The organism is Cellulomonas soli (assembly GCF_052036975.1).
Lineage (GTDB): Bacteria > Actinomycetota > Actinomycetes > Actinomycetales > Cellulomonadaceae > Cellulomonas > Cellulomonas soli_A.
In genome coordinates this window covers 423,036-449,766 of the sequence record NZ_JBQIAR010000001.1, presented here as the reverse complement: position 1 = coordinate 449,766, position 26,731 = coordinate 423,036, and the positions used below count along the sequence as shown (strand labels likewise).

Sequence of the window (26,731 nt, the reverse complement as noted above, 5' to 3'; positions counted from 1 at the left end):
TCTTCCTGGTGCTGACCGTGGCGTTCTTCGCCGCGGTGGCGCTCGTGGTGCGTGCGGCGGACCGGGCATGACGGCCTCGGACTGGGCGGGGCTCGTCGTCGCCGGTGCGCTGCTCGTGTACCTGGTGGTGCAGCTGGTGCGCTCGGACAAGGTCCGGTGACCGGCGTGCAGACCTCGCTCCTGGCGACTCTCGGGCAGATCGGTGTGCTCGTCGCGATGCTCGCACTCGTGCACCGCCCGCTCGGCGACCACATGGCCCGGGTGTTCACCTCCCCGCGTCACCTGCGCGTCGAGCGGGTCGGGTACCGCGTGATGCGGGTCGACCCGGACGCCGACCAGCGGTGGAGCACGTACCTGCTCTCGCTGCTCGGCTTCTCGCTGGCCTCGGTGCTGGTGCTGTACGGGCTGGCCCGGCTGCAGGGTGTGCTCCCGCTGGCGGTCGGCGCCGAGGGCATGGACCCGGCGACGGCGTGGAACACGGCCGTCTCGTTCGTGACGAACACGAACTGGCAGTCGTACTCCGGGGAGGTCGCGGCCGGGCACCTGCTGCAGGCCGCGGGGCTCGCGGTGCAGAACTTCGTCTCGGCGGCCGTCGGCCTGGCCGTGGCGGTGGCGCTGGTGCGCGGGTTCGCCCGGTCGGACGCGGACGGGCGCATCGGCAACTTCTGGTCCGACCTGGTCCGTGGTGTCGTGCGGATCCTGCTGCCGCTCGCGTTCGTCTTCGCGCTCGTACTCGTCGCCGGTGGCGTGATCCAGAACCTGTCCGGGCACGTGGACGTGACGACCCTGGCCGGCGGCACGCAGCAGGCGCTGGGCGGCCCGGTGGCCTCCCAGGAGGCCATCAAGGAGCTCGGCACCAACGGTGGCGGGTTCTTCAACGCGAACTCGGCGCACCCGCTGGAGAACCCCACCCCGTTCACCAATCTGCTCGAGGTGTTCCTGCTGCTGGTGATCCCGTTCTCGCTGCCGCGCACGTTCGGCGTGATGGTCGGCGATGTGCGGCAGGGCCGGGCGATCCTGGTGACGATGGCCTCGCTGTGGGCCGGGATGCTCGCGCTGCTCACCTGGGCGGAGGTGTCCGGACCGGGCACGGTCGCCCAGGCGGCAGGTGCGGCGCTGGAGGGCAAGGAGCTGCGCTTCGGCCCGGCCGCCAGTGCACTGTTCGCGGCCTCGACGACGGCCACGTCCACCGGTGCGGTCAACGCGATGCACGACTCGTTGACGGCGCCGGGCGGTGCGGTCGCGATGGTGAACATGATGCTGGGCGAGGTCGCGCCCGGCGGTGTCGGTGCCGGGCTGGCCGGGATGCTCGTGCTGGCGGTCGTGGCGGTGTTCCTCGCCGGGCTCATGGTCGGTCGCACACCGGAGTACCTGGGCAAGAAGATCGGCCGGCACGAGATCACGGCCGTCGCGCTGTACGTGCTGACCATGCCCGCGATCGTGCTGGTCGGCGCGGCGCTGGCCATCGCGCTGCCCGCAGGCCAGGCCGGCATCCAGGAGGCCGGACCGCACGGGCTGTCCGAGGTGCTCTACGCGCTGACGTCGGCCGGCAACAACAACGGCAGCGCGTTCGCGGGCCTGACCGTGGCCACGCCGTTCTACAACACCCTGCTCGGTGTCGTGATGCTCGTCGGCCGGTTCGTGCCGATCGCGCTCGTGCTCGCCCTCGCCGGACGGCTGGCGAGCCAACGGGCCGTCCCACCGGGTGCGGGCACGTTGCCCACCCGCGGCCCGCTGTTCGTCGGGCTGCTCCTCGCGGTCGTGGTCGTCGTCACCGCCCTCACGTTCGTCCCCGTCCTGTCCCTCGGTCCCGTCGCGGAGTCCCTGTCATGAGCGTCATCCCCTTGCGGCGTCAGCTCGTCGCCGCCCTGCCGGGAGCGGTGCGCAAGCTCGACCCCCGGGTGCTGGTCGGGGCACCGGTCCTGTTCGTGGTCGAGGTCGGCGCGCTGTTCACCACTGTCGTGGCCGTGCTCGACCCGAGCGTGTTCGCGGTGGCGATCGCCGCGTGGCTGTGGGTCACGGTGCTGTTCGCGACCCTGGCCGAGTCCGTCGCCGAGGGCCGCGGCAAGGCCCAGGCCGCCTCGTTGCGCGCCACCCAACGGCAGACCACCGCGCACCTGCTCGCCGCGACGGTCGACACCGCGACGCGCGGGCTCACCGACCTGCCCACCACGGAGGTCGCGTCCGCCTCGCTCGCCGTGGGCGACCGGGTCGTCGTGAGCGCCGGGGAGACGATCCCCGGCGACGGTGACGTCGTCGAAGGTGTGGCCAGCGTCGACGAGTCGGCCATCACGGGCGAGTCGGCCCCCGTGATCCGGGAGGCAGGCGGTGACCGGTCGGCCGTCACGGGCGGGACCGTGGTGCTCTCCGACCGGATCGTCGTGCAGATCACCGCTCCCGCGGGCCACACGTTCGTCGACCGGATGATCGCCCTCGTCGAGGGGTCGCAGCGGCAGCGCACCCCCAACGAGATCGCACTCAACGTGCTGCTCACCACCCTGACCGTGATCTTCCTGCTCGCGGTCGTCACGCTGCAGCCGTTCGCGGTGTACTCCGGCGCCCGCCAGTCGATGATCGTGCTGGTCGCCCTGCTGGTGTGCCTGATCCCCACCACGATCGGCGCCCTGCTGTCAGCGATCGGCATCGCGGGCATGGACCGGCTGGTGCAGCGCAACGTGCTCGCGATGAGCGGCCGCGCCGTCGAGGCGGCCGGCGACGTGGACGTGCTGCTGCTCGACAAGACCGGCACCATCACGCTGGGCAACCGGCAGGCGCACACGCTGCTGCCCGCCCCGGACGTCGAGGAGTCGCTCCTGGCGGACGCCGCCCAGCTGTCCTCGATGGCCGACGAGACACCCGAGGGCCGGTCCGTGCTCGTGCTGGTCAAGGAGCGCTACGGCCTGCGGGCGCGCACCGAGGGCGAGCTCGTCGGGTCCACGCTCGTGCCGTTCAGCGCCCGCACCCGCATGAGCGGTGTCGACGTCGTGCTGCCGGACGACGGCACGCCCGGTGGCACGCCCGGCGGCTCGCCCGTCCGTCGCGTCCGCAAGGGCGCCGCGTCCGCGGTCGGCCACTGGGTGCGCGGCACCGGCGGCCACACCGGTGAGCAGGTCGCCGCGGCGGTCGACGCGGTCTCGGCGTCAGGCGGCACGCCACTGGTCGTCGCCGAGCAGATCGGCGACTCCCCCGCCCGCGTGCTGGGGGTGATCCACCTGAAGGACGTCGTCAAGGAAGGCCTGCGTGACCGGTTCGCCGAGCTGCGCTCCATGGGCATCCGCACCGTCATGGTGACCGGCGACAACGCGGTCACGGCCGCGGCGATCGCCGCGGAGGCCGGGGTCGACGACGTGCTCGCCGAAGCCACGCCCGAGGACAAGCTCGCGCTCATCCGCCGCGAGCAGGCCGGTGGCCGGCTCGTCGCGATGGCCGGTGACGGCACCAACGACGCCCCCGCCCTGGCGCAGGCCGACGTCGGGGTCGCGATGAACACCGGGACGAGCGCGGCGAAGGAGGCCGGGAACATGGTCGACCTCGACTCGAACCCGACCAAGCTGATCGAGATCGTCGCGATCGGCAAGCAGCTGCTCATCACGCGGGGGGCGCTGACCACGTTCTCGGTGGCGAACGACGTCGCGAAGTACTTCGCGATCCTGCCCGCCATGTTCGTGGCGGTGTTCCCCCAGCTCGACGCGCTCGACGTCATGCACCTGGCCAGCCCGCAGTCGGCCATCCTCTCGGCGGTCGTGTTCAACGCGCTGGTGATCGTCGCGCTCATCCCGCTGTCCCTGCGGGGCGTGCGGTACCGGCCGGCCGCGGCGGGCACGATGCTGCGCCGCAACCTGCTGATCTACGGCGTCGGCGGCCTGATCGCCCCGTTCGTCGGCATCAAGCTCCTCGACCTGCTCGTCAGCCTCATCCCCGGGATCGCCGCATGAACGCCATGGATCGCCCCGCCGTCGCTCTCCCCGCCGCGCCCACCCGTGGCCCCGGCGCCACCGTGAACGCCTTCGTCCGCCAGACGTGGGCCGGGCTGCGGGTGCTGCTCGTGCTGACCGTGGTGCTCGGCGTCGGGTACCCGCTCGCGGTCACGGCCGTCGCGCAGGTCGTCTTCCCGTGGCAGGCCAACGGATCGTTGGTCGCGGCCGACGGCTCGCACGTCACCTCGCCGGCGGGCGGCGCCGAGCCCGCCGTGGGCTCGCTGCTCGTCGGCCAGGGGTTCGAGGGCGACGAGTGGTTCCACCCGCGCCCGTCCGCGGCCGGCGACGGGTGGGACACCCTCTCCTCCTCCGGGTCGAACCTCGGGCCGCTCAACCCCGACCTGCTCGCCACCGTCGAGGACCGGCGCGCCCAGGTGGCCGCCGTCGAGGACGTCGACCCGGCGGACGTCCCCGCCGACGCCCTCACCGCATCGGCCTCCGGCCTCGACCCGCACATCAGCGAGGCATACGCGCTGCTGCAGGTCGACCGGATCGCCCGGGCGCGCGACCTCGACCCGGCCGCGCTGCGCACGCTCGTCGAGGACTCGACGCAGGGGCGCACGCTCGGGGTGCTCGGCGAGCCGCGGGTGAACGTCCTCCAGCTGAACCTCGCGCTGCCGACAATGGGCTCGTGAGCGACCCCGACACGACCGGCGCGGACGACCGCCCGGTCCCGGACCGGCAGGCGGCACCCGTCACGGGGGCCGCCTGCCGGCGCGGACGGCTGACCGTGTACCTGGGGGCGGCACCCGGCGTCGGCAAGACGTACGCCATGCTCGACGAGGCGCACCGGCGGCTCGCCCGCGGCACCGACGTGGTCGTCGGCCTCGTCGAGACGCACGGGCGTGCCGCCACCGCGGCCCTGCTCGACGGCCTCGAGGTCGTCCCCCGGCAGAACCTCCTCCACCGCGGGTCGCCGTTCACCGAGCTCGACGTCGACGCCGTGCTCGCACGCGCACCGCAGGTCGCGATGATCGACGAGCTCGCGCACACCAACGTGCCGGGGACCCGCAACGCCAAACGCTGGCAGGACGTCGCCGAGCTGCTCGACGCAGGTATCGACGTGGTCACGACGGTCAACGTGCAGCACCTGGAGTCGCTCAACGACGACGTGCTGGCCATCACCGGCGTCCGCCAGCGCGAGACCGTGCCCGACCGGGTGGTTCGGGACGCCGACCAGATCCAGCTCGTCGACCTGTCCCCGCAGGCGCTGCGCCGTCGGCTCGCGCACGGCAACGTGTACCGCGCCGAGCAGGTGGACGCCTCGCTCAGCTCGTACTTCCGGGTCGGCAACCTCACCGCCCTGCGCGAGCTGGCCCTGCTGTGGCTGGCCGACCGGGTCGACGACGCGCTGACGAGGTACCGGCACGAGCACGACATCGAGGCGCCCTGGCCGGCCCGGGCGCGGGTCGTGGTCGCCGTCACCGGTGGCGCCGAGGCGACCACCCTCGTGCGGCGCGGCGCCCGGCTCGCCGAGCGGTCGGCCGGGTCCGAGCTGCTGGTGGTCCACGTGCTGGCCGGCGACGGGCTGCCGAGCGCCCGACCGGCGCAGATCAGCGCGCTGCGCACCTTCGTCGAGGAGCTCGGCGGCACGTTCCACACCGTCGTGGCCGAGGACGTCGCCCAGGGCGTCGTCGACTTCGCCACCGGTGTGAACGCCACGATGATCGTCGTGGGCGTCTCGCGGCGCAGCCGCTGGCGCGAGGCCCTCACCGAGAGCAACGGGGTCGCCGTCGCGCGCCTCGCCGGGGCGATCGACGTCCACCTGGTCACCCATGAACGGGCCCGCGGGGGTGTGCCCCGACCGGCCCGCGCGTCCGCGCTGACGCCCCGGCGGCGCGTGCTCGGCTGGGTGCTGGCCTTCTCGGGCCCGCTGGGGCTGCTAGCCGTGCTCCAGCTGAGCGCGGTGCACGCCACGCTCGCGACCGACCTCATGCTCTACCTGGCCATGACCGTCGCGGTCGCGCTCGTCGGCGGCCTGTGGCCGGCCGTCGTCAGCGCCGTCGTCGGGGTGCTGGTGCTCAACTGGTTCTTCACCCCGCCCGTCGGGCGGCTCACGATCGCCTCACCGGAGAACGCCCTCGCGCTGGCGGTCTTCGTGCTGGTCGCCGCCGGTGTCGCCTCGGTCGTGGACCTCGCGGCCCGACGCACCACCGAGGCCTCCCGCGCGCGCGCGGAGGCCTCGGCCCTGGCCGCGGTCTCCCGCTCGGTGCTGTCCGGGCAGGAGGCGGCCCAGGCCGTGGTCGAACGGTTGCGGGAGACGTTCGGGCTGCAGGCGGTCGCGCTCCTCGAACGACTCGAGGGGCGTGAGGGGTGGACGACGCTCGCGGCCGACGGGACGGCACCGGCAACCTCACCCGACGACGCCCCGACGGTGCTGCAGGTCGACGACCACCGGGTGCTGGCCCTGAGCGGTCGGGTGCTCCCCGCGGGTGACCGTCGTGTGCTCGAGGCGTTCGCCTCGCAGACCGGCGTGGCGCTGGAGACCCAGCGGCTGCGCACCCAGGCCGAGCAGGCACGCGTGCTCGAACGGTCCGAGGCCGTGCGCACCGCCCTGCTCACGGCCGTCTCGCACGACCTGCGCACACCGCTGGCCACGATCCGGGCGTCCGTCGACGCGCTGACCTCCGCCGGGCTGCACCTCGGCGCAGCGGACCGGGCCTCCCTCGTCTCGACGCTCGGGGACGCCACGGGTCGGCTCGAACGACTCATCGACAACCTGCTCGACCTGTCGCGGCTGCAGACCGGCAGCGTGACCGCCGTGCTGCGACCGACCAGCCTGGAGGAGGTCGTGCCCCTCGCCCTCGACGTGGTCAACCCCACCGCGGTCGTCCTGGACGTGCCCGAGGACCTGCCGCTCGTGCTCACGGACCCCGGGCTCCTGGAACGCGTGGTCGCCAACCTGACGTCGAACGCCGTCCGGCACTCACCCCCGGGCCAGCCCCCGGTGATCACCGCCGCGACGCACGGCGAGGCGATCGAGATCCGCGTCGTCGACACCGGACCCGGGCTCGACGACGACCTCAAGGGACGCATGTTCGAGCCGTTCCAGCGACTCGGGGACACCTCGGGTACCGGACTCGGTCTCGGCCTGGCGGTGGCCGAAGGGCTCGCGACCGCGGTGGGCGCGCGCATCTGGGCGGAGGACACCCCGGGCGGGGGGCTCACGATGGTGGTCACCGTGCCGCTCGCCGTCGCCTCGCCGGCACGGTCGTCCGGTGCGGCGACGGAGGAGGACCGATGAGCGAGGACCGAGCACCGGGCAGCGCCGCAGGGAACGCCGCAGGGAACGCCGCAGGGAACAAGGTGCTCGTCGTCGACGACGAGCCGGGCCTCGCGCACGCCCTCGCGATCACGCTGCGCGCCCACGGCTGGCAGGTGCACACCGCCGCCGACGGTGCCGGGGCGATCGAGGCCGTCGCCGCGCGGCACCCCGACGTGGTGCTGCTCGACCTCGGGCTGCCCGACATCAGCGGGCTCGACGTGATCACGGCCGTGCGGGCCTGGAGCAACGTCCCGATCGTCGTGCTCTCCGCCCGCCAGCACGGCGAGGACAAGGTCGACGCGCTCGACGCCGGCGCCGACGACTACGTGACCAAACCGTTCGCCATGGACGAGCTGCTGGCGCGTCTGCGGGCCGCGGTGCGCCGCGCCGCCGCCCCGACCGACGACGGCGAGGCGGTGGTGCAGGCCGGTGCGCTCAGCATCGACCTGGCCCGGCGGCGGGTGGCACGTGACGGCTCGGACGTCCGGCTGACCCCCACCGAGTGGGCGATGCTCGAGGTGCTCGTGCGCCACCGCGGGCGCCTCGTGACCCGCCACCAGCTCCTGCAGGCCGTCTGGGGGCCGGGCTACACCGACGAGACGCACTACCTGCGGGTCTACTCCGCGCAGCTGCGCCGCAAGCTCGAGGACGACCCCGCCCACCCGCGGCACGTGGTGACCCGCCCGGGCATGGGGTACGTGTTCGAGGTCTGACTGCCGTGCCCCGGACGCCGCACGTGGCATGTCCGGCTCCCTCCCCGTCAGGACCCCGTCAGGACCGTCCTCGGGGGCGTATGCGTTCCGTCAGGGGGCCGTCCTCGCCGGCGCGACGGCACTAGACAGGGAGATGACAGGGCAGTGCACGACGTCTTGTCCGCACACGCCGGCACCGGCGACGAGAGGGCGCCGGCTCGAAGGATGGAGCACATGATGGACGCCGCCCTGTCGATCCGTTCGCACACGAGCGTGGTGCTCGGGGCCGCCGCGCTGGGCCCGCTGGCCGTCGCGGCCGTGCTCGGCGAGGTGCACGGGACCGTCACGGCCACCACGTCGGCCCTGGTCCTGGTCCTGCTCGTCGTCGCCGCGGCCTCGACCGGTCTGCGCTCGGCCGGCATCGTGGCGGCGCTGTCCGCGGCCGTCGGGTTCGACTACTTCCTGACCGAGCCGTACAACAGCCTCAAGATCCACCACCCCGACGACGTCCAGGCGGCCGTCCTGCTCCTGGTGATCGGGGTCGCGGTCAGCGAGCTGGCGCAGTGGGGTCTGCGGCAGCAGGCGCGCGCCCGCCGCGGGGCGGGCTACCTCAACGGCGTCCTGGGCACTGCCGAGCGCGCCACCGACGGGCAGACCGACGTGGACACCCTCACCCTCCTGGTCGCCCGTCAGGTGGTCGACGTCCTCGATGTCGACGACTGCCGGTTCGAGCCGCAGGGCCACGAGCGACACTCGTGGACCACCCTGCAGCGCGACGGGTCCGTGCGGCACGGCGGGCGTGAGATCGACGTCGCCCGCCACGGCCTGCCGACCGACGACCTGGTCGCCCTCGAGGTCAGCCACGACGGCCACCACCTGGGCCAGCTGACGATGAGCTCCGCGGTGCGCGTCGTGCGCCCTTCCCTGCAGCAGCGCAAGATCGCCGTCCTGCTCGCCGACCTGCTCGGCAACGCTCTGGCGGTCCCGGGACCCACCGGTCCGGCCGTGACCTCGCCCACCGACCGCAGACGCTGACGCCGGTCCCAGGCGGTTCACAGACGCGCCACAGGCCGGACGGACTGAATGGGGGACGTCCACCAGACCCCACCCCCCGGAGGTCCCTGTGTCCGCCTACCTTCTCTACGCGGTCGACCTGATCGCCATCTGCGTGCTCACGTTCGCGGTGTACCTTCCCCGGCACCATCGCCGGGACCTCGTCGTGGCATTCCTCGGCGTCAACGTCGGCGTGCTGGCCGTGGCCGGCGCGCTCGCGCAGAGCACCGTCGGTGCGGGCCTCGGCCTCGGCCTGTTCGGCGTGCTGTCGATCATCCGGCTGCGGTCCACCGAGCTGACCCAGCACGAGGTCGCGTACTACTTCGCCGCCCTCGCGCTCGGCCTGCTCGGTGGCCTGTCGGCCGGCCCGGTGGGGCTCAGCATCGGCCTGATGGTCCTGCTCGTGCTGGTGATCGCCCTGGCCGACTCCCCGCGGCTGCTGTCCCGCCACCGCCAGCAGCTGGTCGTGCTCGACCAGGCGGTGCTCGACGAGACGGCCCTGGTGGCCCGGCTCGAGCAGCTGCTGGGTGCGCGCGTGCTGCGCACCGACGTGCAACGGCTCGACCTGGTGAACGACACGACCGTGGTCGAGGTCCGCTACCAGACGGCCCCCCGCGGCCGGGCGGCCGCCGCGACCGTGGCACCCTCCGCCCAGCAGCCGGTCCCGGCGGGGGTGGCCCGATGACCACGACCCTCCCCGCCCGCACCGCAACCACCGCCGGAACCACCGGCACCACCGGCCACCCGGGAGTCGACCCGCTGCGCCACCTGAACCGGCTCGACCCGATCACCCTCCGCGAGCTGACCGAGCGCGCGTCGCTGCAGACCCGCGTGGACCGCAAGTACGTGGTGCCGCTCACCGACCTGCCGGCGCTGCTGGCCGGGCTCGAGGCGGGGGCCCGGGTGCTGGAGATCGACGGTGGCCGGTCGTTCGCGTACGAGTCGGTGTACTTCGACACCCCGGAGCTCGACTCGTACCTGGGCGCGGCCCGCCGCCGGCGACGCCGGTACAAGGTCCGCACCCGCACGTACGTCGACTCGGCCCTGTGCTGGGTCGAGGTGAAGACCCGCGGCCCGCGCGGCTGCACGGTCAAGGAGCGCCTGCCGCACGACATCCACGCCCGGGCCGTGCTGACCGGTGACGCGACGGTGTTCACGCACCACGTGCTGGCCGAGGCCGACGTCGAACCGCCCACCACGCACGACGAGCTGACCGGCACGCCGCTGGCCCCGACGCTCGTCAGCCGGTATCGGCGCACCACGATCCACCTGCCCGCCACCGACAGCCGCACCACGATCGACACCGACCTGGAGTGGATCGACCCGGTCGACGGCGGGCGGGTCCGGTTCGACGGCTACGCGATCGTCGAGACCAAGACCGGGTCCACACCGTCGTCCACCGACCGCCTGCTGTGGCGGCACGGCCTGCGCCCGGTCCGGATCTCCAAGTACGGCACCGGCATGGCCGTGCTGCACCCCGACCTGCCTGCGACCCCGTGGCGACGTGTGCTCGACCGGCACGTCCTGCCCGCCGTCGCGTGACCCCCACGACCCCCTGAGTCCTGAGAAGGAGAGCGCCATGCGACGCCCCACCCTGAAGATGCTCGTCCCCGCCGCCCTGACCGCGGCCCTGCTGGTCGGCTGCTCGTCGACCACCGACTCCACCGGCACCACCGGCACCAGCTCGTCCGACTCGTCGGGCACCGTCATCGAGGCGGCCACCGACGCGAACCTGACCGTCGAGGCGGCGATGGCCGCCAACACCGCGGCGGAGACCGTCGAGTCCACGTGGGACGCGTCCGCCGAGGTGACGATCACCCTGACCGGCTCGTCGGCCACGGTCGACGGCGACGGCGTGAGCGTCGACGGCTCGACGATCACCGTCACCGCCCCGGGCACGTACCGCGTGTCCGGCACCCTCGACGACGGCTCGCTCGTGGTCAACAGCACGAGCGACGGCCTGGTGCGGATCATCCTGGACGACGCGTCGCTGTCGAGCTCGACGACCTCGCCGCTGCAGGTCACCGACGCGACGGCCGTGGCCGTCGTCCTGGAGGACGGCACCGCCAACAGCCTGTCCGACGCGAGCGAGTACGCCTCGGCCGACACCTCGACCGAGACGGACGCGCCGAACGCGGCCCTCTACTCGACCGCCGACCTGACCATCACCGGCACGGGCTCGCTCGACGTGCACGGCAACGCGAACGACGGCATCGCCAGCAAGGACGGTCTGGTCATCGAGTCGGGCACCATCACGGTGGACGCGGTCGACGACGCGATCCGCGGCAAGGACTACGTGGTGGTGAACGGCGGCACGCTCGCCCTGACGGCCGGCGGCGACGGCATCAAGTCGGACAACGACGAGGACGCCACGCTCGGCTACCTCTACCTCGCCGGCGGCGACGTGACCGTGACGGCGGGCGACGACGGCCTGACGGCGACCACGGACGTCATCGTCGGGGGCGGCACCCTCACGGTGGAGTCGGGCGGCGGCGCCGGGGCGACGGTCGCGGCCGACGCCTCCCCCAAGGGCCTGGTGGGCGACGTGTCCGTGGTGCTCGGCGGCGGCACCCTGCTGGTCGACGCGGCCGACGACGCCGTGCACTCCGCCGGTGTGGTGTCCGTGGCCGACGGCGTGCTCACGCTCGCCTCGGGCGACGACGGCATCCACGCCGACAACGCGCTGCAGATCACCGGCGGGTCGGTCGAGATCACCGACTCCTACGAGGGCCTCGAGGCGGCGCAGATCACCGTGGCCGGCGGCGACGTGTCCGTGGTGGCCGGCGACGACGGCCTCAACGCGGCCTCGTCGACGGAGGACGCCACCGAGGACTCCTCGGGCGACGCGGCCGCCGGCCCGGGCGGCGAGATGGCCACCGACACCAACGCGCTGGTGACCATCTCGGGCGGCACCCTGCTGGTCGACTCGCAGGGCGACGGCCTCGACTCCAACGGCTCGATGGTGATGACGGGCGGCACAGTGGTGGTGGCAGGACCGACGAACGCCGGCAACGGTGCGCTCGACTTCGGCGGCACGTTCGAGATCTCCGGCGGCGAGCTGATCGCCGTGGGGGCGGCGGGCATGGCGCAGACCCCGACCGACGGCTCGTCGCAGTCCTTCGTCGGCTTCACCCTGTCGACCACCGAGGGCGACGGGTCGGTGGTGCACGTGCTGGACGCCGACGGGAACGTCGTGGCCTCGTTCGAGGCGACCAAGGACTTCTCGTCGGTCGTGTACTCCTCGGCGGACCTCAGCTCGGGTGAGGAGTACACGCTCTCGGTGGGCGGCTCGGTGGGCGACGACGCGGTGAACGGCCTGTCGCACACGGGCGACGCCGACGGCGCCTCGTCGGTCGGGACCGCCACCGCGGGCACCGTCATCGCCGGGATGGGCGGGGGCGGCGCGATGGGCGGGGGCGGCGGGACGGGCGGGGGCGGCGGCGGGCGTCAGCGCCCCTGACCTGTCGCCTGCGGCCTGCGGCCTGCGGCAACGGTTGCCCGCACGGCTCCGGCCCCGGACCTCCGTCGAGGTTCCGGGGCCGGAATGCGTCGCGCCGGGTGTCGGTTGTGCACGGCATGCCTCTGACTGGTGAGTACGAGCCGAGCACGTCGCAGTGGGCCCGCGAGCAGGCCGAGCTGTACGAACGCACCGACGGCCGCGAGGGCAACCTGCTGCAGGGCCGCCCCGTCATCATCCTGACCACCGTCGGCGCCCGTTCGGGCAAGCTGCGCAAGACCGCCCTCATGCGCGTCGAGCACGACGGCGAGTACGTGGTGGTCGCCTCCAAGGGCGGTGCGCCCGAGCACCCCGCCTGGTACCACAACCTGGTCGAGCACCCCGTGGCCGAGCTGCAGGACGGTGCCGTGCGACGCGACTACACGGTCCGTGAGCTCGAGGGCGCCGAGCGGGAGACGTGGTGGGCCCGGGCACTGGAGACCTGGCCGGACTACCAGACGTACACGACGCGGACCGACCGGCTCATCCCCCTGCTGCTCCTGACACCGACGGGCGCCTGAACGCACGGCGGCCGGGGTACGCCCGGACGGCAGAAGGGGTGGGCACCCGCAGGTGCCCACCCCTTCGCACGATCGACCGGTCGATCAGACCAGCGGCACGCCCGCAGCGTCGACGGACCACTTCGGGTCCTTCGAGACCAGGTAGATGATGCCCTCGACGAAGCCCCAGATGCCGGCGATCCCGAACGTCACGAGGGACAGCACGAGCTGGATGACGGCCTTCTTGGTGAAGCCCAGGTAGAAGTTGTGCACGCCGAGCGAGCCCAGCAGGATGCCGAGCACGCCGACGATGACGCGCGACTTGCCCTCGGGGGCCGTGCCGTAGGCGATGGGCGCGGGTGCGGGGACCTGGTCCGACATGAGTTCTCCTCGTTCGTGGGGGCCCGCTCAGCAGCGGGCGCGCGCCGAAGAGTACCGGTGTCGGGCAGCCGATGATGTCCGATTTGCCGGATGTTCTGGGACTTCACCCGAATGGCCCTCAGGAATCACCCTGCGCGGCACCCGAGGCGGCCTCTCCGGCCGGTGCAGCCGCGCCCCGGACGGCCAGCAGGCTGTGCCGGTAGGAGTACGTCGCGTAGATGACCATGCCGACCGCCAGCCACGCGGCGAACCGCAGCCACGTCATGGTGGTCAGGTTGAGCATCAGCCACAGGCACGCCAGGCCGGAGATGATCGGCAGCGCCGGCGACCACGGCACCCGGAACCCGCGGGCCAGGTCGGGGCGGGTGCGGCGCAGGATCGGCACCCCGAAGCTCACCAGCACGAACGCGGACAGCGTGCCGATGTTGATCATCTCCTCGAGCAGCTCCACGCGGGAGAACCCGGCGATGAGCGCCACCACGATCCCGACGCCGATCTGCAGCCGGGCCGGCGTGTGGAACCGGTGGTGCGTCTTGGACACCGACCGGGGCAGCAGGCCGTCACGGCTCATCGCGAACACCACACGGGTCAGGCCCAGCAGCAGCACCAGCAGCACCGAGGTCAGTCCGACGAGGATGCCGACGGAGATGATCTTGCCCGCCCAGTCCGCACCGACCAGCACGAACGCCGTGGTCAGCGACGGGCTGCCGGACGCGGCCAGGTCCTCGTAGCTGACCATGCCCGTGACCACCACGGTCACCAGGATGTACAGCACGGTGACGATGGCCAGACCGCCCAGGATGCCGCGAGGCACGGTGCGCTGCGGGTTCTTCGTCTCCTCGGCGGTGGTCGCCACGACGTCGAAGCCGATGAACGCGAAGAAGACGAGCGCCGCACCCGACAGGATGCCGACGACGCCGTACGTGGTGGGCTCCAGGCCGGACAGGAACGCGAACAGCGGCTGGTCGAGCGAGGTCGCCCCCTCGGCCGGCTGGCTCGGCGGCACGAACGGGGTGTAGTTGGCCTTGTCGATGTAGAAGAACCCGGCGACGACCACGAACAGCGTGATGCCGACCTTGATGATGGTGAACACGCTGTTCACGCGGGCCGACAGGCGCGTGCCGACGACCAGCAGCGTGGTGAAGACCGCCGTGATGAGCACGGGACCCCACTCCATGTCGATCGGGCCGAGGTCCAGCGTGGTGGGGATGCCGATGCCGAACAGGCCGAACGCGTCGGAGAGGTACACGCCCCAGAACTTCGCGATGACGGCGGCGGCCAGCAGCATCTCGAGGATGAGGTCCCAGCCGATGATCCAGGCGGCGAGCTCACCCATCGTGGCGTAGGAGAACGTGTACGCGGAGCCGGCGACGGGCAGCGTCGAGGCGAACTCGGCGTAGCACATGATCGCCAGGCCGCACACGACCGAGGCGATGACGAACGAGACGATGACCGACGGTCCGGCGTAGTTCGCGGCGGCGGTCGCACCGACCGAGAAGATGCCTGCGCCGACGGCCACGGCGACGCCGAGCACCGCCAGGTCCCATGCGGTCAGGGTGCGGCTGAGCGACCGTTCAGGATCGTCGACGGCGGCGAGGGTCTCCTCGACGGACTTGCGTCGCAGGACGCTCCGGGTGCTGGCCATCGGACCTCCATCGGTGCGGGCGCGGGCGGTGCGTTGATCCCTGGTCTGCCCTCGGGGGAGCCCGTGGGAGGGACGACTTTCCCACAACCGCTCGCAGCGAGCCGTGGGACCGAGGTCATGACGGACCGACATGTGAGACGGATCGCATCATCCTCCGACGGTGGGTCCTGCGCACCAGGTGTCACAGGGATGTGGCACCCTCCTGCCGTGACCAGCAGAAACGGACGAGTCCGACGCCCGCGCACGTGGGGCTGGCTGCTGCTGCTCGTGCTGGCCGTCGCCATCGGCGCCGGCGCCCCGGCCTGGTCCGAGGCGCGAGACTCCGCCCGGTTCCCCGTCACGGCGCAGGTGCTCGCCGACGGCCGTGCCGCTCTCGAGGCGCTGCCGGTCAAGGGACGGGCACCGCGCACCGGGTACGAGCGCTCCCAGTTCGGCGAGTCGTGGGCCGATGTCGACGGCAACGGCTGCGACACCCGCAACGACGTGCTCGCCCGCGACCTGACGGGCATCACGACCGACCCGGACGACTCCTGCGTGGTCCGCACCGGCACGCTGGACGACCCGTACACGGGTGAGGTCATCGCGTTCGAGCGCGGTGAGCACTCGGCCGACGTGCAGATCGACCACGTGGTCGCGCTGTCCGACGCGTGGCAGAAGGGCGCCCAGCAGTGGACCGCGGAGAAGCGGGAGCAGTTCGCGAACGACCCGGCGAACCTGCTGGCCGTCGACGGCCCCGCCAACCAGCAGAAGGGCGCCGGTGACGCCGCCACCTGGCTGCCGCCGAGCACCGGGTACCGCTGCGTGTACGCGCTGCGGCAGATCCGGGTGAAGGACGCCTACGGCCTGTGGGTCACCGCCGCCGAGAAGGACGCGCTGGCCGACCAGCTGGACCGCTGCGTGGTCACGGACTGACGCCGCGCTGCGCCTGCGCGACGAGACGCCCCTGCTCGACCAGGCCGGTCAGCTCCTCGAGCAGTCGGGCGGCGTCCACGTCGGGGGCGCCCGGGTCCGGTTCGAGGTGGCTGAGCACCAGCCCGGCGAGCGCGAACGTCGGCACCGACCAGGCGGCCGTGCGCCGCGCACCGAAGGGTGCCTGCTGCTGCGTCCCGTGCACCAGGGCCGGGTCGGCCTGGGCGGCGATGACGAACCCGGTGGTCATGGCGCTGATCGCGCGGGCGACCACCGAGAACCCGTCGGGTGCGGTGAGCGGGGCGACGAGCCGGTAGCCGAGCAGGTGGGCCGCACCGGAGAGGATCACGGCGCCGCGGGCGACGGCGGCACGCTCGCTGACGAGCAGCTCGGCGGCGAGGGCGTCCCGCAGGCCCTGCTCGGGCACGCCCGCGAAGGCCGCACGCAGCGCCAGGTACGCCGAGAACTGCGGTGAGGCGAGGGTCCCCTCGAGATCGGCCTGGAACGTCAGGCGCAGCAGCTCGACGAACAGCTCGCGGCGGCCCTCGACCGATCCGACGTCGACGGTCCGCGGGTCGAGCACGGGGCCGGCCTCCGCGGTGACGCGCGCGCTGATGCCGGGCAGGTCGGTGCCGCGGGCGACCTCGAGCAGCACGTCGGCCAGGAACGCGTCGCGGGTGGGCCAGCGCCGGTAGGCGGAGGTCCGTGAGACGTCGGCCCGACGGATGACGTCCTCGAGCTGGATCCCGTCGAGGCCGACCGTGACGCCCCGCTCCCCCAGCAGGTCGACGGCGGCCGCGAGCATGCGCGCGCGGGTGTCCGTGTCGGACAGGCGAGGGCGGCGGGCGGGGCGTTGACGCGGCGCAGGCATGGACCTACCTTCGAGTCGGGACATGGAACTCCAAGTACCAAACTACCGGACGGAAGGGGCACCATGCCGGAGGACCCGCGGCGCTACGCGGTCAGGCGAGCCTGGTACCGCGGCGGTCGACCCGGCCGCACCGCACGCGCGCTCAACAGGATCGGCGCCTGGCAGTACGCCCACGGCATCCTCACGTTCGGCGGCCGTGGCATCACGCTCGAGGTCCGGCGGCGGACGTCAGGCACACCCGTGCGACTGCCGCTCGTCCTCGCGCGGCACGACGGCGAGCGGTACCTGGTGTCCATGCTCGGGCGGCACGCGCAGTGGGTGCTCAACGTGCAGGCCGACGACGGGCGGGCCGTGATCCTCGGGCGGCGCGGACCCGAGCGCGTCCGGCTCGTCGAGGTGCCGTCCGCCGACCGTGCCCCGATCCTGCGCCACTACCTGGACCTCGCCCCCGGGGCGCGGCCGCACGTCCGCGTGCCGCGCGGTGCACGGCTGGCGCAGTTCGCGGCCGTCGCCGAGGACTACCCGGTGTTCCGCGTCGTCCCCGCCGACGCCGGCTGAATCCCGTCCGCGGACCAGGTGGCACGATCGGCGTCATGAGCACCGGCATCACCGTGGGGCCCTCGCTCGTGATCCCCCGGGCCGAGCTGGCCGTGCGGTTCTCGCGGTCGTCCGGCCCCGGCGGTCAGGGCGTCAACACCACCGACTCCCGGGTCGAGCTGTCCTGGGACGTCGCCTCGTCCGCCGTGCTCACCGACACCCAGCGGGCACGCCTGGTCGAGCGTCTCGGTTCGCGGCTCGTGACCGGGGTCCTCACGGTGACGGCCTCCGAGCACCGCGAGCAGCTACGCAACCGGGCTGCCGCCGAACGCCGCCTGGCGGCCCTGGTCGCGGAGGGGATCGCACCCCCGGCACGGCAGCGGCGCGCGACGCGTCCGACGCGGGGCTCGGCCGAGCGGCGGCTCACGGCGAAGAAGCAGCGGTCGGCCACGAAGCGCCTGCGCTCGGCACGCCCCGGGGACTGAGCCCGCCTCCGGCTGTCAGCAGGCGCCGTCGTCAGTGCAGGAGCTTGAGCCCCACCACGCAGGCGACGATGCCGCCGAGCAGCAGCACCTTGACCAGCGACACCGTCTCGGTCCCGGTGACCATGCCGATGGTCACCGTCAGCACGGCACCGATGCCCACCCACACGGCGTACGCCGTGCCGACGGGCAGCGTCCGCATCGCGAAGGCCAGCCCGCCCATGCTCAGGGCGAGGGCCGCGGCGAACACCACGGTCGGGACGAGCCGGGACAAACCCTCGGACCTGCCGAGCGCCGTCGCCCAGACGGCCTCGAGAACCCCGGATGCGACGAGGACGATCCATGCCATGACGAGCCTCCGTGAGGCCGTCTTGTCGCTGTCCGGGTACGGCTCCCTCGTCCGGGCCCCGTCATCAGGGCTGCCTCCACGGTCGCACGGGCCGCACCGGGGGGCAACGGCCCGGCTGGTGAGGCTCGTCACCCGCGCCGAGCACGGGCCGGCCGGCGGCCGCAGTTCCATCGGGATTGACGATGGAAACCCCTCGGACGACGGTGTGCGGGTGACCACATCGCCCCCGCCACCGCCGCGCCCCGAGACGCAGGCCGACCTGCCGCCCGAGGAGTTCGCGGCCGCGTTCGAGCGGCTGTACGCCCAGGCCTACCTGCAGCTGCACCGTCGCGACGGCAAGCGCAACGCCATGTCCGGGGCGTCACGCGCCGTGCTGCTGCACCTGGCGCACACCGGACCGCTCACCGTCGGCGAGGCCGCCAAGCACCTCGACCGCGCGCAGTCCGTCGTCTCGGACATCGTCACGCAGCTCGAGTCGAAGGGCCTGCTCGCCCGCGAGGCCGACCCCGCCGACCGCCGCCGCACCCTCGTCTGGCTCACGCCGGAGGGGCGCACCGCCCTCGACCGCGAGCGCAGCGTGCTCTCGGCCGACCTCGTCACGGCCGCCGCCGACCGGCTCACCCCGGCCGACCGTGCCGTGCTGCTGGACACCCTGCGTCGACTCGTCGCAGCCGACGACCCCACCCCCGGAGGAGAACCCGCATGACCACCCACGACCACACCGACGGCCACACCCACGACGGTCCGCACTGCCAGAGCTGCGGCATGCCCGTCGAGTCGGGCACCTACTGCCAGTACTGCACCGACGCCGACGGCAACCTGCAGGCGTTCGAGGAACGGTTCGAGCGCATGGTCGGCTGGCAGTCGCGCGAGACGCCCGACGCGCCGCGTGAGCAGATCGAGGCGCAGACGCTGGCGTACATGGCGACCATGCCGGCCTGGCGCGACCACCCGGACCTGCTGGCCCGGACGCAGCGGGCCTGACGGCTACAGCACCGCGAGGAGCCATCCCCCGCCGAGCGCGAGAGCGCCCAGGCAGACCAGCAGGAACACGGTGACCCAGACGCCGGCCGGCACGTGCGTGAGCTTCGCGAGCTGGCCGGCGTCGGAGGTGTCGGGCCCACGATGCCGCCGGCGCTGCGCCTGCAGCTCGAGCACGGCCCGCGGGGCGCCGAGCAGCAGGAACCAGGTCAGGGCGTGCGCGAACGTGCTGCGCACCTCGTCCGACCCCCACCAGGTGACGGCGACGATCGCAGCGGTGCTGACGAGCACGGCCCACAGCCCGTACCAGTTGCGGATCTGCACGAGCACGAGCGCCAGCACCACGAGCAGCAGCCACAGGACGGCCGTCGGGTACCCGCGGGCCAGCAACCAGGCCGCGCCGAGTCCGACCATCGCGGGACCCGTGTAGCCCGCGAGCAACGTGGCGACCATGCCCGGTCCGCGCGGCTTGCCCACCGAGACGGTCAGCCCCGAGGTGTCCGAGTGCACCCGGATGCCAGTGAGGCGGCGGCCGACCAGCACCGCGACGGCACCGTGCGCGGCCTCGTGCAGGATCGTCAGCCCGTGCCGGGTCAGGTGCCACAGCCACGGCACGGCGAGGCAGACCAGTGCCGCCACCGCCGTGAGCGCGACGACCGACGTGGTCGGCGGTGCCTGCGGTGTCGTGACCTGCGTCCACAGGTCCTCGATGGTGTCCACGCCGCTCCTGTCGTCGCCCGCTGTGCGGGCCGACCCTACCGACCCCACCCAGGGGCCCGGCGCGGACTCCGTGAGCAGGCGCGGGCTCGGCTCACGGCGAGGTGAGGGCGACGTCCGTCCCGGCGGCGGTGATCCGCACACCCCCGGCGACGACCTGGGCGTCGGTCAGCTCGACCCCCTCGGGCAGCCCGTCGACGGGCACCTCCAGCCCGGTGAGCCGCTCGCCGAGGCCGCCCGGCAGCGATGCCGCGTCGACCGACAGCCCGCCGAGCGACAGCGAGGTCGTGTCGACGAGCAGCCGCCCGCCGTCGACGCGCGGCACGAAGGTCGCCGCGAGCGGCACCCCGAGCACGTCCATGGAGCCCTGCATCGCGTCGCCCTGCACGACGACCGTGACGGCCAGGCCGGTGCGTTCGGCCGCGGCGTCCTGCACGGTGGCGGCCGGCAGCGTCAGGGACGCCTCGAGCTGGTCGACCGTGACGGGGTCGCCGCGCGTGACGCCGCGGGCGTCCATCGTCACGTCCGTGGCCTGGACACCGTCGAGTACGGCCCCGTCGACGTCGACCGTGACGTGCGAGAACGTGCCCGAGGCGAGCTGGGTGAGGAACGGGAAGCCGTCGATCTGCACGTCAGGCTCGCCCGTGACCTCCAGCCGCGCCCCGATCTGGTCGGCCAGCTGCTGCTCGGCGAGCGAGGCGGCGAACCGGTCGCCGACCACCAGACCACCCGCCACCAGGACCAGGCCGATCCCGATCGCGACGACACCCCGGGCGCTCATCGTCACGCCCCCGCCGGGGCGGCGGCCGGCACGGTGCGGCCCGACGCCCATGCGCGGAGCCCGGCGATCCGTTCGGCCATCACGACCGACAGCGGGCGGGTGCCCCGCAGCTCGTCGAGCACGTGCGCCGCGGTGACCTGCGCGCCGGCACCCAGCGCGGTGTAGCCGGCCGAGACCACGGCATGCTCGAGCTCGGCCCCGCTGTACCCGTCGGCGGCGGCGGCCAGCACGGCGGCGTCCTGCGGGTGCAGGCCCAGACCGCGGCGGGCGGCGTGCACGGTGAGGATGTGCCGGCGGGCGGCGTCGTCGGGCAGGTCCACGAAGAACATCTCGTCGAAGCGGCCCTTGCGCACCAGCTCGGGCGGCAGGGCGGTGACGTCGTTGGCCGTCGCGACCACGAACACGGGCGCCCGCCGCTCCGCGAGCCAGGTGAGGAACGTGCCGAGGACCCGGCGGGTGGCACCCTCCTCGTCCTCGGCCATGGCCTTCTCGATCTCGTCGATCCACAGCACGCACGGCGAGAGCACCTCGGCGGTGGCCAGCGTCTCGCGCAGGATCCGCTCGGACTCGCCCACGTACTTGTTGTGCACGGCCGCCAGGTCCAGGTGCAGCAGCGGAACCCCGAACACCCCGGCGGCAGCCTTGGCGGCCATCGACTTGCCGCACCCCTGCACACCGACGAGCAGCACGCCCCGCGGCGGCTCGAGGCCGGGGGCCGAGCCGTCGAACGCGACACGACGCAACCCCAGCCAGTGCACCAGTCGCGCCATGCCACCGATGTCGCTGATCGCCGGGACGTCGTGCTCGTAGCTCAGCACCCCGCCGCGGGCCAGCAGCGCGTACTTGGCCTGCATGACGACCGGCAGGTCGTCCGCGGCCAGCGCACCGTCGGCCACCGCACCGCGGGCCAGCCGCTCGGCCTCGGCCATCGACAGCCCGCCGAGGTTCTCCACCAGCAGCTCACGGGCGCGCGGGTCGACGGGCACGAACCCGCCCTGCACCTGCGCGCGTTCGGCGACGGCACGATCCACCAGGGCCGCGCGGGCTGCCCGGTCCGGCACGGACACCTGCACGCGCGCGACCAGGTGCTCCAGCTCGGCCGGGACGTCGATCGAGTGGCTGAGCAGCACGACGGTGCGGGGCACGGTGCCGTGACCCTGCGCGATGTCCTTGAGCAGGCGCACCGCGACAGGGTCGGTGAGGAACGGGTGGAAGTCGACCAGCACGTACACGCCCGGAAGGTCGGTCACGCGCACGGTGCGCAGCACGTCGAGCGGGTCGGTGTTGAACCGCTGCGCGGCACCCAGGTCGACGTCGAGACGGCCGAGGCCCTCGGTGACCGTCCACCGGAACACGGGCTGCGGCGCCGGGCCGAGCCGGGTGGCCTCGGCGACCAGCGTGAGCGCACGGGGCTCGTCGCGGGTCTCCAGGACGACCAGCGGCACACGGCTGGCCAGCAGCACCTGAAGGTCGTGCGCCGACTGCAGCTGGGTCACTCGACGATCCCGATCACCGCTGCAGACTATCGACGGGCCGTCGTGGGCGTGCCGGATCCGCCCGTACGCTCGCCGCATGAGCACCCTGGACGAGATCGGCGACCGTGACGGCTGGCGTTGCTGGCTCTGCGACGAGCCGGTCGACCCGGACGCCTCCGTGAACTCCGACCTGGGTCCGAGCATCGACAGCGGTGCGGGCTCTGCGGGCGGCGGTCCGGGCAAGGGGTCGGGCAAGGGCAAGAACAAGCGGTCGCCCGATACCGGGCCGTTCGGCGCCGAACGGTTGGCGCACCGCGCGTGCAACACCCGCAAGGGCGCGGTCGCCCCGGTGGTCGCCTGGCCGGACCGGTTGCTGGTGGCGGACCCAGCGCCGATCGTCGAGTCCGTGGAGCGGCTCTCCCGGGCAGGTGGCCGTGAGGTCGTCGCGCGCTGCGCTGACCGCGACGACGCGCAGGACGCCGCCGACTGGCTGGTCGACCGGATCGGCCGTCTGGCCCCTGACCTGCGGGTCGAGGCGCTCGTGCAGCCGGGCGGCGGCCAGCACCTGCTGGTCCTGCGTCCGGTCTGACCGGCCACCGGCGACCCGCGCGTGCCGGCCTGGTGCGCGTGGGGGCGCCGTGCCGTTGCCTGCGGCTGGTTGCGCGTATAGCGTGTTGGTCGTGCGTACAGCCGGGGCGCCCGACAGGCGTCCGCTCTCCGACCTCACCGCCCGCGCCCGGATCCGCGACGCGGCGATCGAGTGCTTCGCCGAGCAGGGGTTCGACACACCGTTCCGCACGATCGCCGAGGCGGCCGGCGTCTCCCCCGGGCTCATCACGCACCACTTCGGCTCCAAGGCCGCCCTCCGGACCGCCTGCGACGCGGAGGTGCTGCAGCGCTACCACGACCTCAAGACCGACGCGATGGCGAACCCGAGCGCGTCACTGACGTCGTGGCTGGCAGCGCCCGGCGACACCGGCGTCGTCACGGTCTACATGCTGCGCACGATCCAGGCCGGCGGGCAGCCCGCGCGCGACTTCCTCGCCAGCCTCACCGAGCAGGTGCGCTCCCTGATGGCCGAGGGTGTGGCCGCAGGACTCATCCGCCCCTCGCGCGACGAGGAGGCGCGCCTGCGGCACCTCACGCAGCAGGCCATGGGCGTCATGCTCGTGCAGTTCCTCACCGCGCCCGACACGACACCCGATGCGTTCGTGGCCTCGTTGCATGCCCGCGAGCAGGACTTCGTCCTCCCGCAGCTCGAGCTGTACACGGAGGGACTGCTGACCAGCAGCGACATGCTCGACGGCTACCTCCGTGTCCTGGACGGCCCGACGGACGGACCGACCGACGCACGGCGAACGCCGACCCCGGCGGGAGTCGCCTCCCCGACCGCGTGACGGCACCCGCCGCCTGCGCACCGTCGTCCCTGAAGGAAGCACGATGTCCGCACACCAGATGGCCATCGAGGTCACCGGCCTGACCAAGAGCTTCGGGCGGGTGCACGCCCTGCGCGGCCTCGACCTGAGCGTCCCCGCCGGGCAGGTCACCGGGTTCCTCGGCCCGAACGGCTCGGGCAAGTCCACGACGATCCGGGTGCTGCTCGGGCTGCTGCGCGCCGACGGCGGCCACGTCCGGCTGCTCGGCGGCGACCCGTGGTCCGACGCGGTCCGCCTGCACCGTTCCATCGCGTACGTGCCCGGCGACGTCACCCTCTGGCCGAACCTCACCGGCGGGGAGGCCATCGACATCCTGTCGCGGCTGTCCGGCTCGTTGGACCCGCGCCGCAAGCAGACGATGCTCGAACGGTTCGAGCTCGACCCGACCAAGAAGGCCCGCGCCTACTCCAAGGGCAACCGCCAGAAGGTCGCCCTCGTCGCCGCGCTCGCCTCGCACGCCGAGCTGCTGCTGCTGGACGAGCCGACCTCGGGCCTCGACCCGCTCATGGAGGCCGCGTTCACCGAGTCGATCCGCGAGGTCAAGGCCGAAGGCCGCTCGGTGCTGCTGTCCAGCCACATCTTCGCCGAGGTGGAGAAGCTCGCCGACCGGGTCACGATCATCCGCGACGGGGTGACCGTCGAGTCCGGCACCATCGCCGAGCTGCGGCACCTGACCCGCTCCCAGCTGACCGTCGGCCTCGACAGCGGTGCGGACGGGCTCGCAGACCTGCCCGGCGTGCACGACCTGCAGGCCGCCGACGGGCACGTCACGTTCGCCGTCGACGAGTCCGAGCTGCCGACCGTGCTGGCCGCCGTGGCCCGGCTGCGGCCCCGTTCGCTCGTGGCCAACCCGCCCTCGCTCGAGGAGCTGTTCCTGCGGCACTACGGCGACGAGCTGGCCGCCCTGCACGGGGACCGGCGATGACCGCGACCGCGCTGCGCGCACCCGACTCGGGCCCGGCCGCACGCGTCGCCCCGGCACCCGCCACGCAGACCCTCACCGGGACCGGCACCATGGTGCGGCTCGTGCTGCGCCGCAACCGCGTCCGGCTGGCCGTGTGGTGGGTCGTCCTGGTCGGCATGTTCGCCTACGTGGGCTCCTACTACAGCGACGTGTTCGCCACGCAGGCCGCGCTCGACGACTTCGCCGCCCTGAGCAACACCCCCTCGATCAAGGCACTCACGGGGCTCGCCGCCGCGCCCGCCACCCTGGGTGGCGCGGTCTGGACGAAGATCTGGATGACCAGCGCGCTCTCGCTCGCGTTCGGGGTCGTCTTCCTCGTCACCCGCACCGGCCGCGCCGACGAGGAGCTCGGACGCACCGAGCTGCTGCGCTCGCGCGCCCTCGGGCTGCACGCCGGGTCGCTCGCGTCCTGGCTGGTCAACGCCGCGCTGTGCGTGGCCGTCGGCGCCGGCATCGCCGTGGTCTCCGCCACCGGCGGGCTCGACCCGACGGGCACCGGCATCACCGGCTCGCTCGTGGTCGGTGCCTCCGTGGCCGGCGTCGGGCTCGTCGGTCTGGGCATCGGTGCCCTCGCCGGGCAGGTCGCCTCGACCTCCCGTGGGGCGAACGCCCTCGGCTCGGTCGTCCTGGGCGTCCTGTACGTGCTGCGCATGGTCGGTGACCTCGGCGACGGGCGGCTGACCTGGGTGTCGCCGGTCGGCTGGGGCCAGGAGATGCAGCCGTGGGGTGCCAACCGGTGGTGGCCGCTCTGGCTGCTGCTCGCGCTCACCGCGGTGCTGCTCGCGGTGGCCGCCCGGCTCGAGGCCCGACGTGACCTCGGCTCCGGGCTGCTGCCCGAACGAGCCGGCCCCGCCGGGGCCCCGGCCCGCTACGGCCGGCCGCTCGGGCTGGCCCTGCGGCTGCAGCGCGGCCCGATCATCGGGTGGGGCGTCACGGTCGTGCTGACCGCCCTGCTGTTCGGCTCGGTCGTGGAGTCGATGACCGACCTGATCGACGACGCCGGGTCGTCGGTGACCGCCATGGTCGGCGGCACGGGCGTCGACGCGCTGCTGTCCCTGCTCGTCGTGATGATCGCCCTGATCACCACGGTGTTCGCGCTGCAGTCCGCCGTCTCGCTGCGGGCCGACGAGGCCGGCGGCACCGTCGAGCCACAGCTGGCCGGGGCGCTGTCCCGGACACGGTGGGCGCTGGAACGGCTGGTGATCCCGGCGGTCGGCTCAGCCGTCCTGCTGCTGGTCGGCGGAGCCGGGATGGGCGCCGGGTACGGCTCGATCGTCGGCGACAGCGGGCAGACCGTCCGGCTGGCCGGTGCGGCGCTGGCCTACTGGCCGGCCGTCATGGTGCTCGTCGGCGTGGCCGTCGCACTGTTCGGGTGGCTGCCTCGGCTCGCCGTGCCCCTGACCTGGGGTGTGCTGGCGGGCCTGTGGTTCGTCGTCGTCATCGGCGACGCGCTGCACCTGCCGGCCTGGTTGCTCGACCTGCTGCCGTTCTCGGCCACCCCTGCGCAGCCGCTCGAACCGTTGCGCTGGACACCGCTGGTCGTGATGACGCTGGTGGCAGCGGGGCTCGTGTGGGCGGGGATCGCGCGGTTCAGGACGCGCGACGTGCAACCCGCCTGAGCCCGACCCGCCCGACGCCGCCCGTCGCCGCTCGACGCCGCCGACGGTCGACGAGCGGCCGTCCCGCTCCCTGAGCACCCCGGTCGCCTGCTGAGAACCCGCTGTGGCGCCACCTGGCGGCCGGACCTACCCTGGCGGCACGCGACGGTGCGTGCACGGCCCAAGGGGCACACGATGATGTGGGTTGCTCTGCTCCTGACCTTCCTGGTCCCGGCGCTCGTGATGGTGCTCTTCTGCTCGCTGCTCCCGGGCGCCGACGAGACGCCACGATGGCGCACGGCCCTGGCCGCCCACCTCGACCGTCTGGCCCGGCGGCTGCGCCGCGAACGGCCCCCGACGTTCGACCCGTTCCTCGCGCTGCACGTGCAGGAGCGGCTCGGCGCCGTGGCCGAGCACGTGCAGGAGCTCGAACGTGACCCGCACACGTGGGCGTTGGCCGAGCGGGTCATCGCCTCCCAGCTCGCGTACGACGAGCTGCTCGCGCAGGCGTGCCGGCTGGCCGGCGTCGAGGTGCAGCCGCACGCCAAGGGCGACCCGGCCGAACGGTTCCGCGAGGAGGTCGAGCTCGCCTCCCGCGGCTGGGCCTGGTGAGTCGTCCCCG

Annotated in this window: 27 protein-coding genes and 1 riboswitch; of the genes, 20 read left to right on the top strand and 7 right to left on the bottom strand. The window is 73.4% G+C overall.

Annotation, left to right across the window (positions count from 1 at the left end; all coding sequences use genetic code 11):
• Nucleotides 1–216: 216 nt before the first annotated feature.
• The 10 genes from kdpA (at nt 217) to ACTHAM_RS02075 (ending at nt 13,004) form a co-directional block, all read left to right on the top strand.
• Nucleotides 217–1,833, top strand: a complete 1,617-nt coding sequence (gene kdpA / locus ACTHAM_RS02120) for a potassium-transporting ATPase subunit KdpA (protein WP_440684186.1) — start codon at nt 217–219, stop codon at nt 1,831–1,833.
• Nucleotides 1,830–3,935: a potassium-transporting ATPase subunit KdpB gene (gene kdpB / locus ACTHAM_RS02115; protein ID WP_440684110.1), complete on the top strand. Its 2,106-nt coding sequence runs from the start codon at nt 1,830–1,832 to the stop codon at nt 3,933–3,935. Before kdpA ends, kdpB begins: the two co-directional genes overlap by 4 nt.
• The gene (gene kdpC, locus ACTHAM_RS02110) at nt 3,932–4,612 is read left to right on the top strand and encodes a potassium-transporting ATPase subunit KdpC (RefSeq protein ID WP_440684109.1); all 681 of its coding nucleotides are present in this window, start codon (nt 3,932–3,934) and stop codon (nt 4,610–4,612) included. The genes kdpB and kdpC overlap by 4 nt, the downstream gene beginning before the upstream one ends.
• Nucleotides 4,609–7,221: an ATP-binding protein gene (locus ACTHAM_RS02105; protein WP_440684108.1), complete on the top strand. Its 2,613-nt coding sequence runs from the start codon at nt 4,609–4,611 to the stop codon at nt 7,219–7,221. Before kdpC ends, ACTHAM_RS02105 begins: the two co-directional genes overlap by 4 nt.
• The gene (locus tag ACTHAM_RS02100; protein ID WP_440684107.1) at nt 7,218–7,955 is read left to right on the top strand and encodes a response regulator; all 738 of its coding nucleotides are present in this window, start codon (nt 7,218–7,220) and stop codon (nt 7,953–7,955) included. The genes ACTHAM_RS02105 and ACTHAM_RS02100 overlap by 4 nt, the downstream gene beginning before the upstream one ends.
• 216 nt (nt 7,956–8,171) lie before the next feature.
• On the top strand, nt 8,172–8,969 hold the full coding sequence (locus ACTHAM_RS02095) for a DUF4118 domain-containing protein (RefSeq protein WP_440684106.1): 798 nt from the start codon (nt 8,172–8,174) through the stop codon (nt 8,967–8,969).
• A gap of 88 nt (nt 8,970–9,057) precedes the next feature.
• Nucleotides 9,058–9,672, top strand: coding sequence for a DUF4956 domain-containing protein (locus ACTHAM_RS02090; RefSeq protein ID WP_440684105.1), 615 nt, complete (start codon nt 9,058–9,060; stop codon nt 9,670–9,672).
• On the top strand, nt 9,669–10,529 hold the full coding sequence (locus tag ACTHAM_RS02085; protein WP_440684104.1) for a polyphosphate polymerase domain-containing protein: 861 nt from the start codon (nt 9,669–9,671) through the stop codon (nt 10,527–10,529). The genes ACTHAM_RS02090 and ACTHAM_RS02085 overlap by 4 nt, the downstream gene beginning before the upstream one ends.
• 37 nt (nt 10,530–10,566) lie before the next feature.
• Nucleotides 10,567–12,447: a carbohydrate-binding domain-containing protein gene (locus ACTHAM_RS02080; RefSeq protein ID WP_440684103.1), complete on the top strand. Its 1,881-nt coding sequence runs from the start codon at nt 10,567–10,569 to the stop codon at nt 12,445–12,447.
• A gap of 116 nt (nt 12,448–12,563) precedes the next feature.
• Nucleotides 12,564–13,004 carry a nitroreductase family deazaflavin-dependent oxidoreductase gene (locus ACTHAM_RS02075; protein ID WP_440684102.1) on the top strand — a complete coding sequence of 147 codons (441 nt, stop codon included), beginning with the start codon at nt 12,564–12,566 and terminating at the stop codon, nt 13,002–13,004.
• An 84-nt stretch (nt 13,005–13,088) separates the two neighbouring features.
• Here the strand turns inward: ACTHAM_RS02075 and ACTHAM_RS02070 are convergent, their stop codons facing one another.
• Both ACTHAM_RS02070 and ACTHAM_RS02065 read right to left on the bottom strand, forming a co-directional pair.
• The gene (locus ACTHAM_RS02070; protein WP_440684101.1) at nt 13,089–13,364 is read right to left on the bottom strand and encodes a TM2 domain-containing protein; all 276 of its coding nucleotides are present in this window, start codon (nt 13,362–13,364) and stop codon (nt 13,089–13,091) included.
• 118 nt (nt 13,365–13,482) lie between these two features.
• Nucleotides 13,483–15,009: an amino acid permease gene (locus ACTHAM_RS02065; protein WP_440684100.1), complete on the bottom strand. Its 1,527-nt coding sequence runs from the start codon at nt 15,007–15,009 to the stop codon at nt 13,483–13,485.
• A gap of 207 nt (nt 15,010–15,216) precedes the next feature.
• Here ACTHAM_RS02065 and ACTHAM_RS02060 point away from each other — a divergent pair, with 207 nt between their 5' ends.
• Nucleotides 15,217–15,921, top strand: a complete 705-nt coding sequence (locus ACTHAM_RS02060) for an HNH endonuclease family protein (RefSeq protein ID WP_440684099.1) — start codon at nt 15,217–15,219, stop codon at nt 15,919–15,921.
• Here the strand turns inward: ACTHAM_RS02060 and ACTHAM_RS02055 are convergent.
• A complete protein-coding gene (locus ACTHAM_RS02055; RefSeq protein ID WP_440684098.1) occupies nt 15,911–16,789 on the bottom strand; it encodes a TetR/AcrR family transcriptional regulator in 879 nt (292 codons plus the stop codon). The two genes, ACTHAM_RS02060 and ACTHAM_RS02055, sit on opposite strands and share 11 nt — an antisense overlap.
• Before the next feature lie 63 nt (nt 16,790–16,852).
• On the opposite strand from ACTHAM_RS02055, the gene ACTHAM_RS02050 reads away from it, so the two are divergent.
• Both ACTHAM_RS02050 and arfB read left to right on the top strand, forming a co-directional pair.
• Nucleotides 16,853–17,347 carry a nitroreductase/quinone reductase family protein gene (locus ACTHAM_RS02050; protein WP_440684097.1) on the top strand — a complete coding sequence of 165 codons (495 nt, stop codon included), beginning with the start codon at nt 16,853–16,855 and terminating at the stop codon, nt 17,345–17,347.
• Between the two features lie 35 nt (nt 17,348–17,382).
• Complete coding sequence (gene arfB / locus ACTHAM_RS02045; RefSeq protein ID WP_440684096.1) at nt 17,383–17,811, top strand: alternative ribosome rescue aminoacyl-tRNA hydrolase ArfB; 429 nt, start codon at nt 17,383–17,385, stop codon at nt 17,809–17,811.
• Nucleotides 17,812–17,842: 31 nt separating this feature from the next.
• Here arfB and ACTHAM_RS02040 read toward each other — a convergent pair whose 3' ends face one another.
• Entirely contained in the window at nt 17,843–18,157 is a 315-nt protein-coding gene (locus tag ACTHAM_RS02040) for a DMT family transporter (protein WP_440684095.1), read from the bottom strand.
• Between the two features lie 11 nt (nt 18,158–18,168).
• Nucleotides 18,169–18,232, bottom strand: a riboswitch (guanidine-III (ykkC-III) riboswitch).
• A gap of 136 nt (nt 18,233–18,368) precedes the next feature.
• On the opposite strand from ACTHAM_RS02040, the gene ACTHAM_RS02035 reads away from it, so the two are divergent.
• Together ACTHAM_RS02035 and ACTHAM_RS02030 are read left to right on the top strand one after the other, a co-directional pair.
• On the top strand, nt 18,369–18,863 hold the full coding sequence (locus ACTHAM_RS02035) for a MarR family winged helix-turn-helix transcriptional regulator (protein ID WP_440684094.1): 495 nt from the start codon (nt 18,369–18,371) through the stop codon (nt 18,861–18,863).
• Nucleotides 18,860–19,141, top strand: a complete 282-nt coding sequence (locus ACTHAM_RS02030) for a zinc ribbon domain-containing protein (protein ID WP_440684093.1) — start codon at nt 18,860–18,862, stop codon at nt 19,139–19,141. The genes ACTHAM_RS02035 and ACTHAM_RS02030 overlap by 4 nt, the downstream gene beginning before the upstream one ends.
• Before the next feature lie 3 nt (nt 19,142–19,144).
• On the opposite strand, the gene ACTHAM_RS02025 is transcribed toward ACTHAM_RS02030, so the two are convergent.
• The 3 genes from ACTHAM_RS02025 to ACTHAM_RS02015 all read right to left on the bottom strand — a co-directional run bounded on the left by ACTHAM_RS02025 (nt 19,145) and on the right by ACTHAM_RS02015 (nt 22,132).
• Entirely contained in the window at nt 19,145–19,858 is a 714-nt protein-coding gene (locus ACTHAM_RS02025) for a M50 family metallopeptidase (RefSeq protein WP_440684092.1), read from the bottom strand.
• A 91-nt stretch (nt 19,859–19,949) separates the two neighbouring features.
• Nucleotides 19,950–20,636 (bottom strand): LmeA family phospholipid-binding protein, encoded by a 687-nt coding sequence (locus ACTHAM_RS02020; protein WP_440684091.1) that lies wholly within the window; start codon nt 20,634–20,636, stop codon nt 19,950–19,952.
• A 2-nt stretch (nt 20,637–20,638) separates the two neighbouring features.
• Nucleotides 20,639–22,132, bottom strand: a complete 1,494-nt coding sequence (locus ACTHAM_RS02015; RefSeq protein WP_440684090.1) for an AAA family ATPase — start codon at nt 22,130–22,132, stop codon at nt 20,639–20,641.
• Nucleotides 22,133–22,208: 76 nt separating this feature from the next.
• On the opposite strand from ACTHAM_RS02015, the gene ACTHAM_RS02010 reads away from it, so the two are divergent.
• From ACTHAM_RS02010 to ACTHAM_RS01990, 5 genes are all read left to right on the top strand, one after another.
• The gene (locus ACTHAM_RS02010) at nt 22,209–22,700 is read left to right on the top strand and encodes a hypothetical protein (RefSeq protein WP_440684089.1); all 492 of its coding nucleotides are present in this window, start codon (nt 22,209–22,211) and stop codon (nt 22,698–22,700) included.
• A 91-nt stretch (nt 22,701–22,791) separates the two neighbouring features.
• Nucleotides 22,792–23,508 carry a TetR family transcriptional regulator gene (locus ACTHAM_RS02005; protein ID WP_440684088.1) on the top strand — a complete coding sequence of 239 codons (717 nt, stop codon included), beginning with the start codon at nt 22,792–22,794 and terminating at the stop codon, nt 23,506–23,508.
• 43 nt (nt 23,509–23,551) lie between these two features.
• Nucleotides 23,552–24,472: an ABC transporter ATP-binding protein gene (locus tag ACTHAM_RS02000; RefSeq protein WP_440684087.1), complete on the top strand. Its 921-nt coding sequence runs from the start codon at nt 23,552–23,554 to the stop codon at nt 24,470–24,472.
• Nucleotides 24,469–26,130, top strand: a complete 1,662-nt coding sequence (locus ACTHAM_RS01995; protein WP_440684086.1) for an ABC transporter permease — start codon at nt 24,469–24,471, stop codon at nt 26,128–26,130. The genes ACTHAM_RS02000 and ACTHAM_RS01995 overlap by 4 nt, the downstream gene beginning before the upstream one ends.
• 174 nt (nt 26,131–26,304) lie before the next feature.
• A complete protein-coding gene (locus ACTHAM_RS01990; RefSeq protein ID WP_440684085.1) occupies nt 26,305–26,721 on the top strand; it encodes a hypothetical protein in 417 nt (138 codons plus the stop codon).
• The last annotated feature ends 10 nt before the right edge of the window (nt 26,722–26,731 follow it).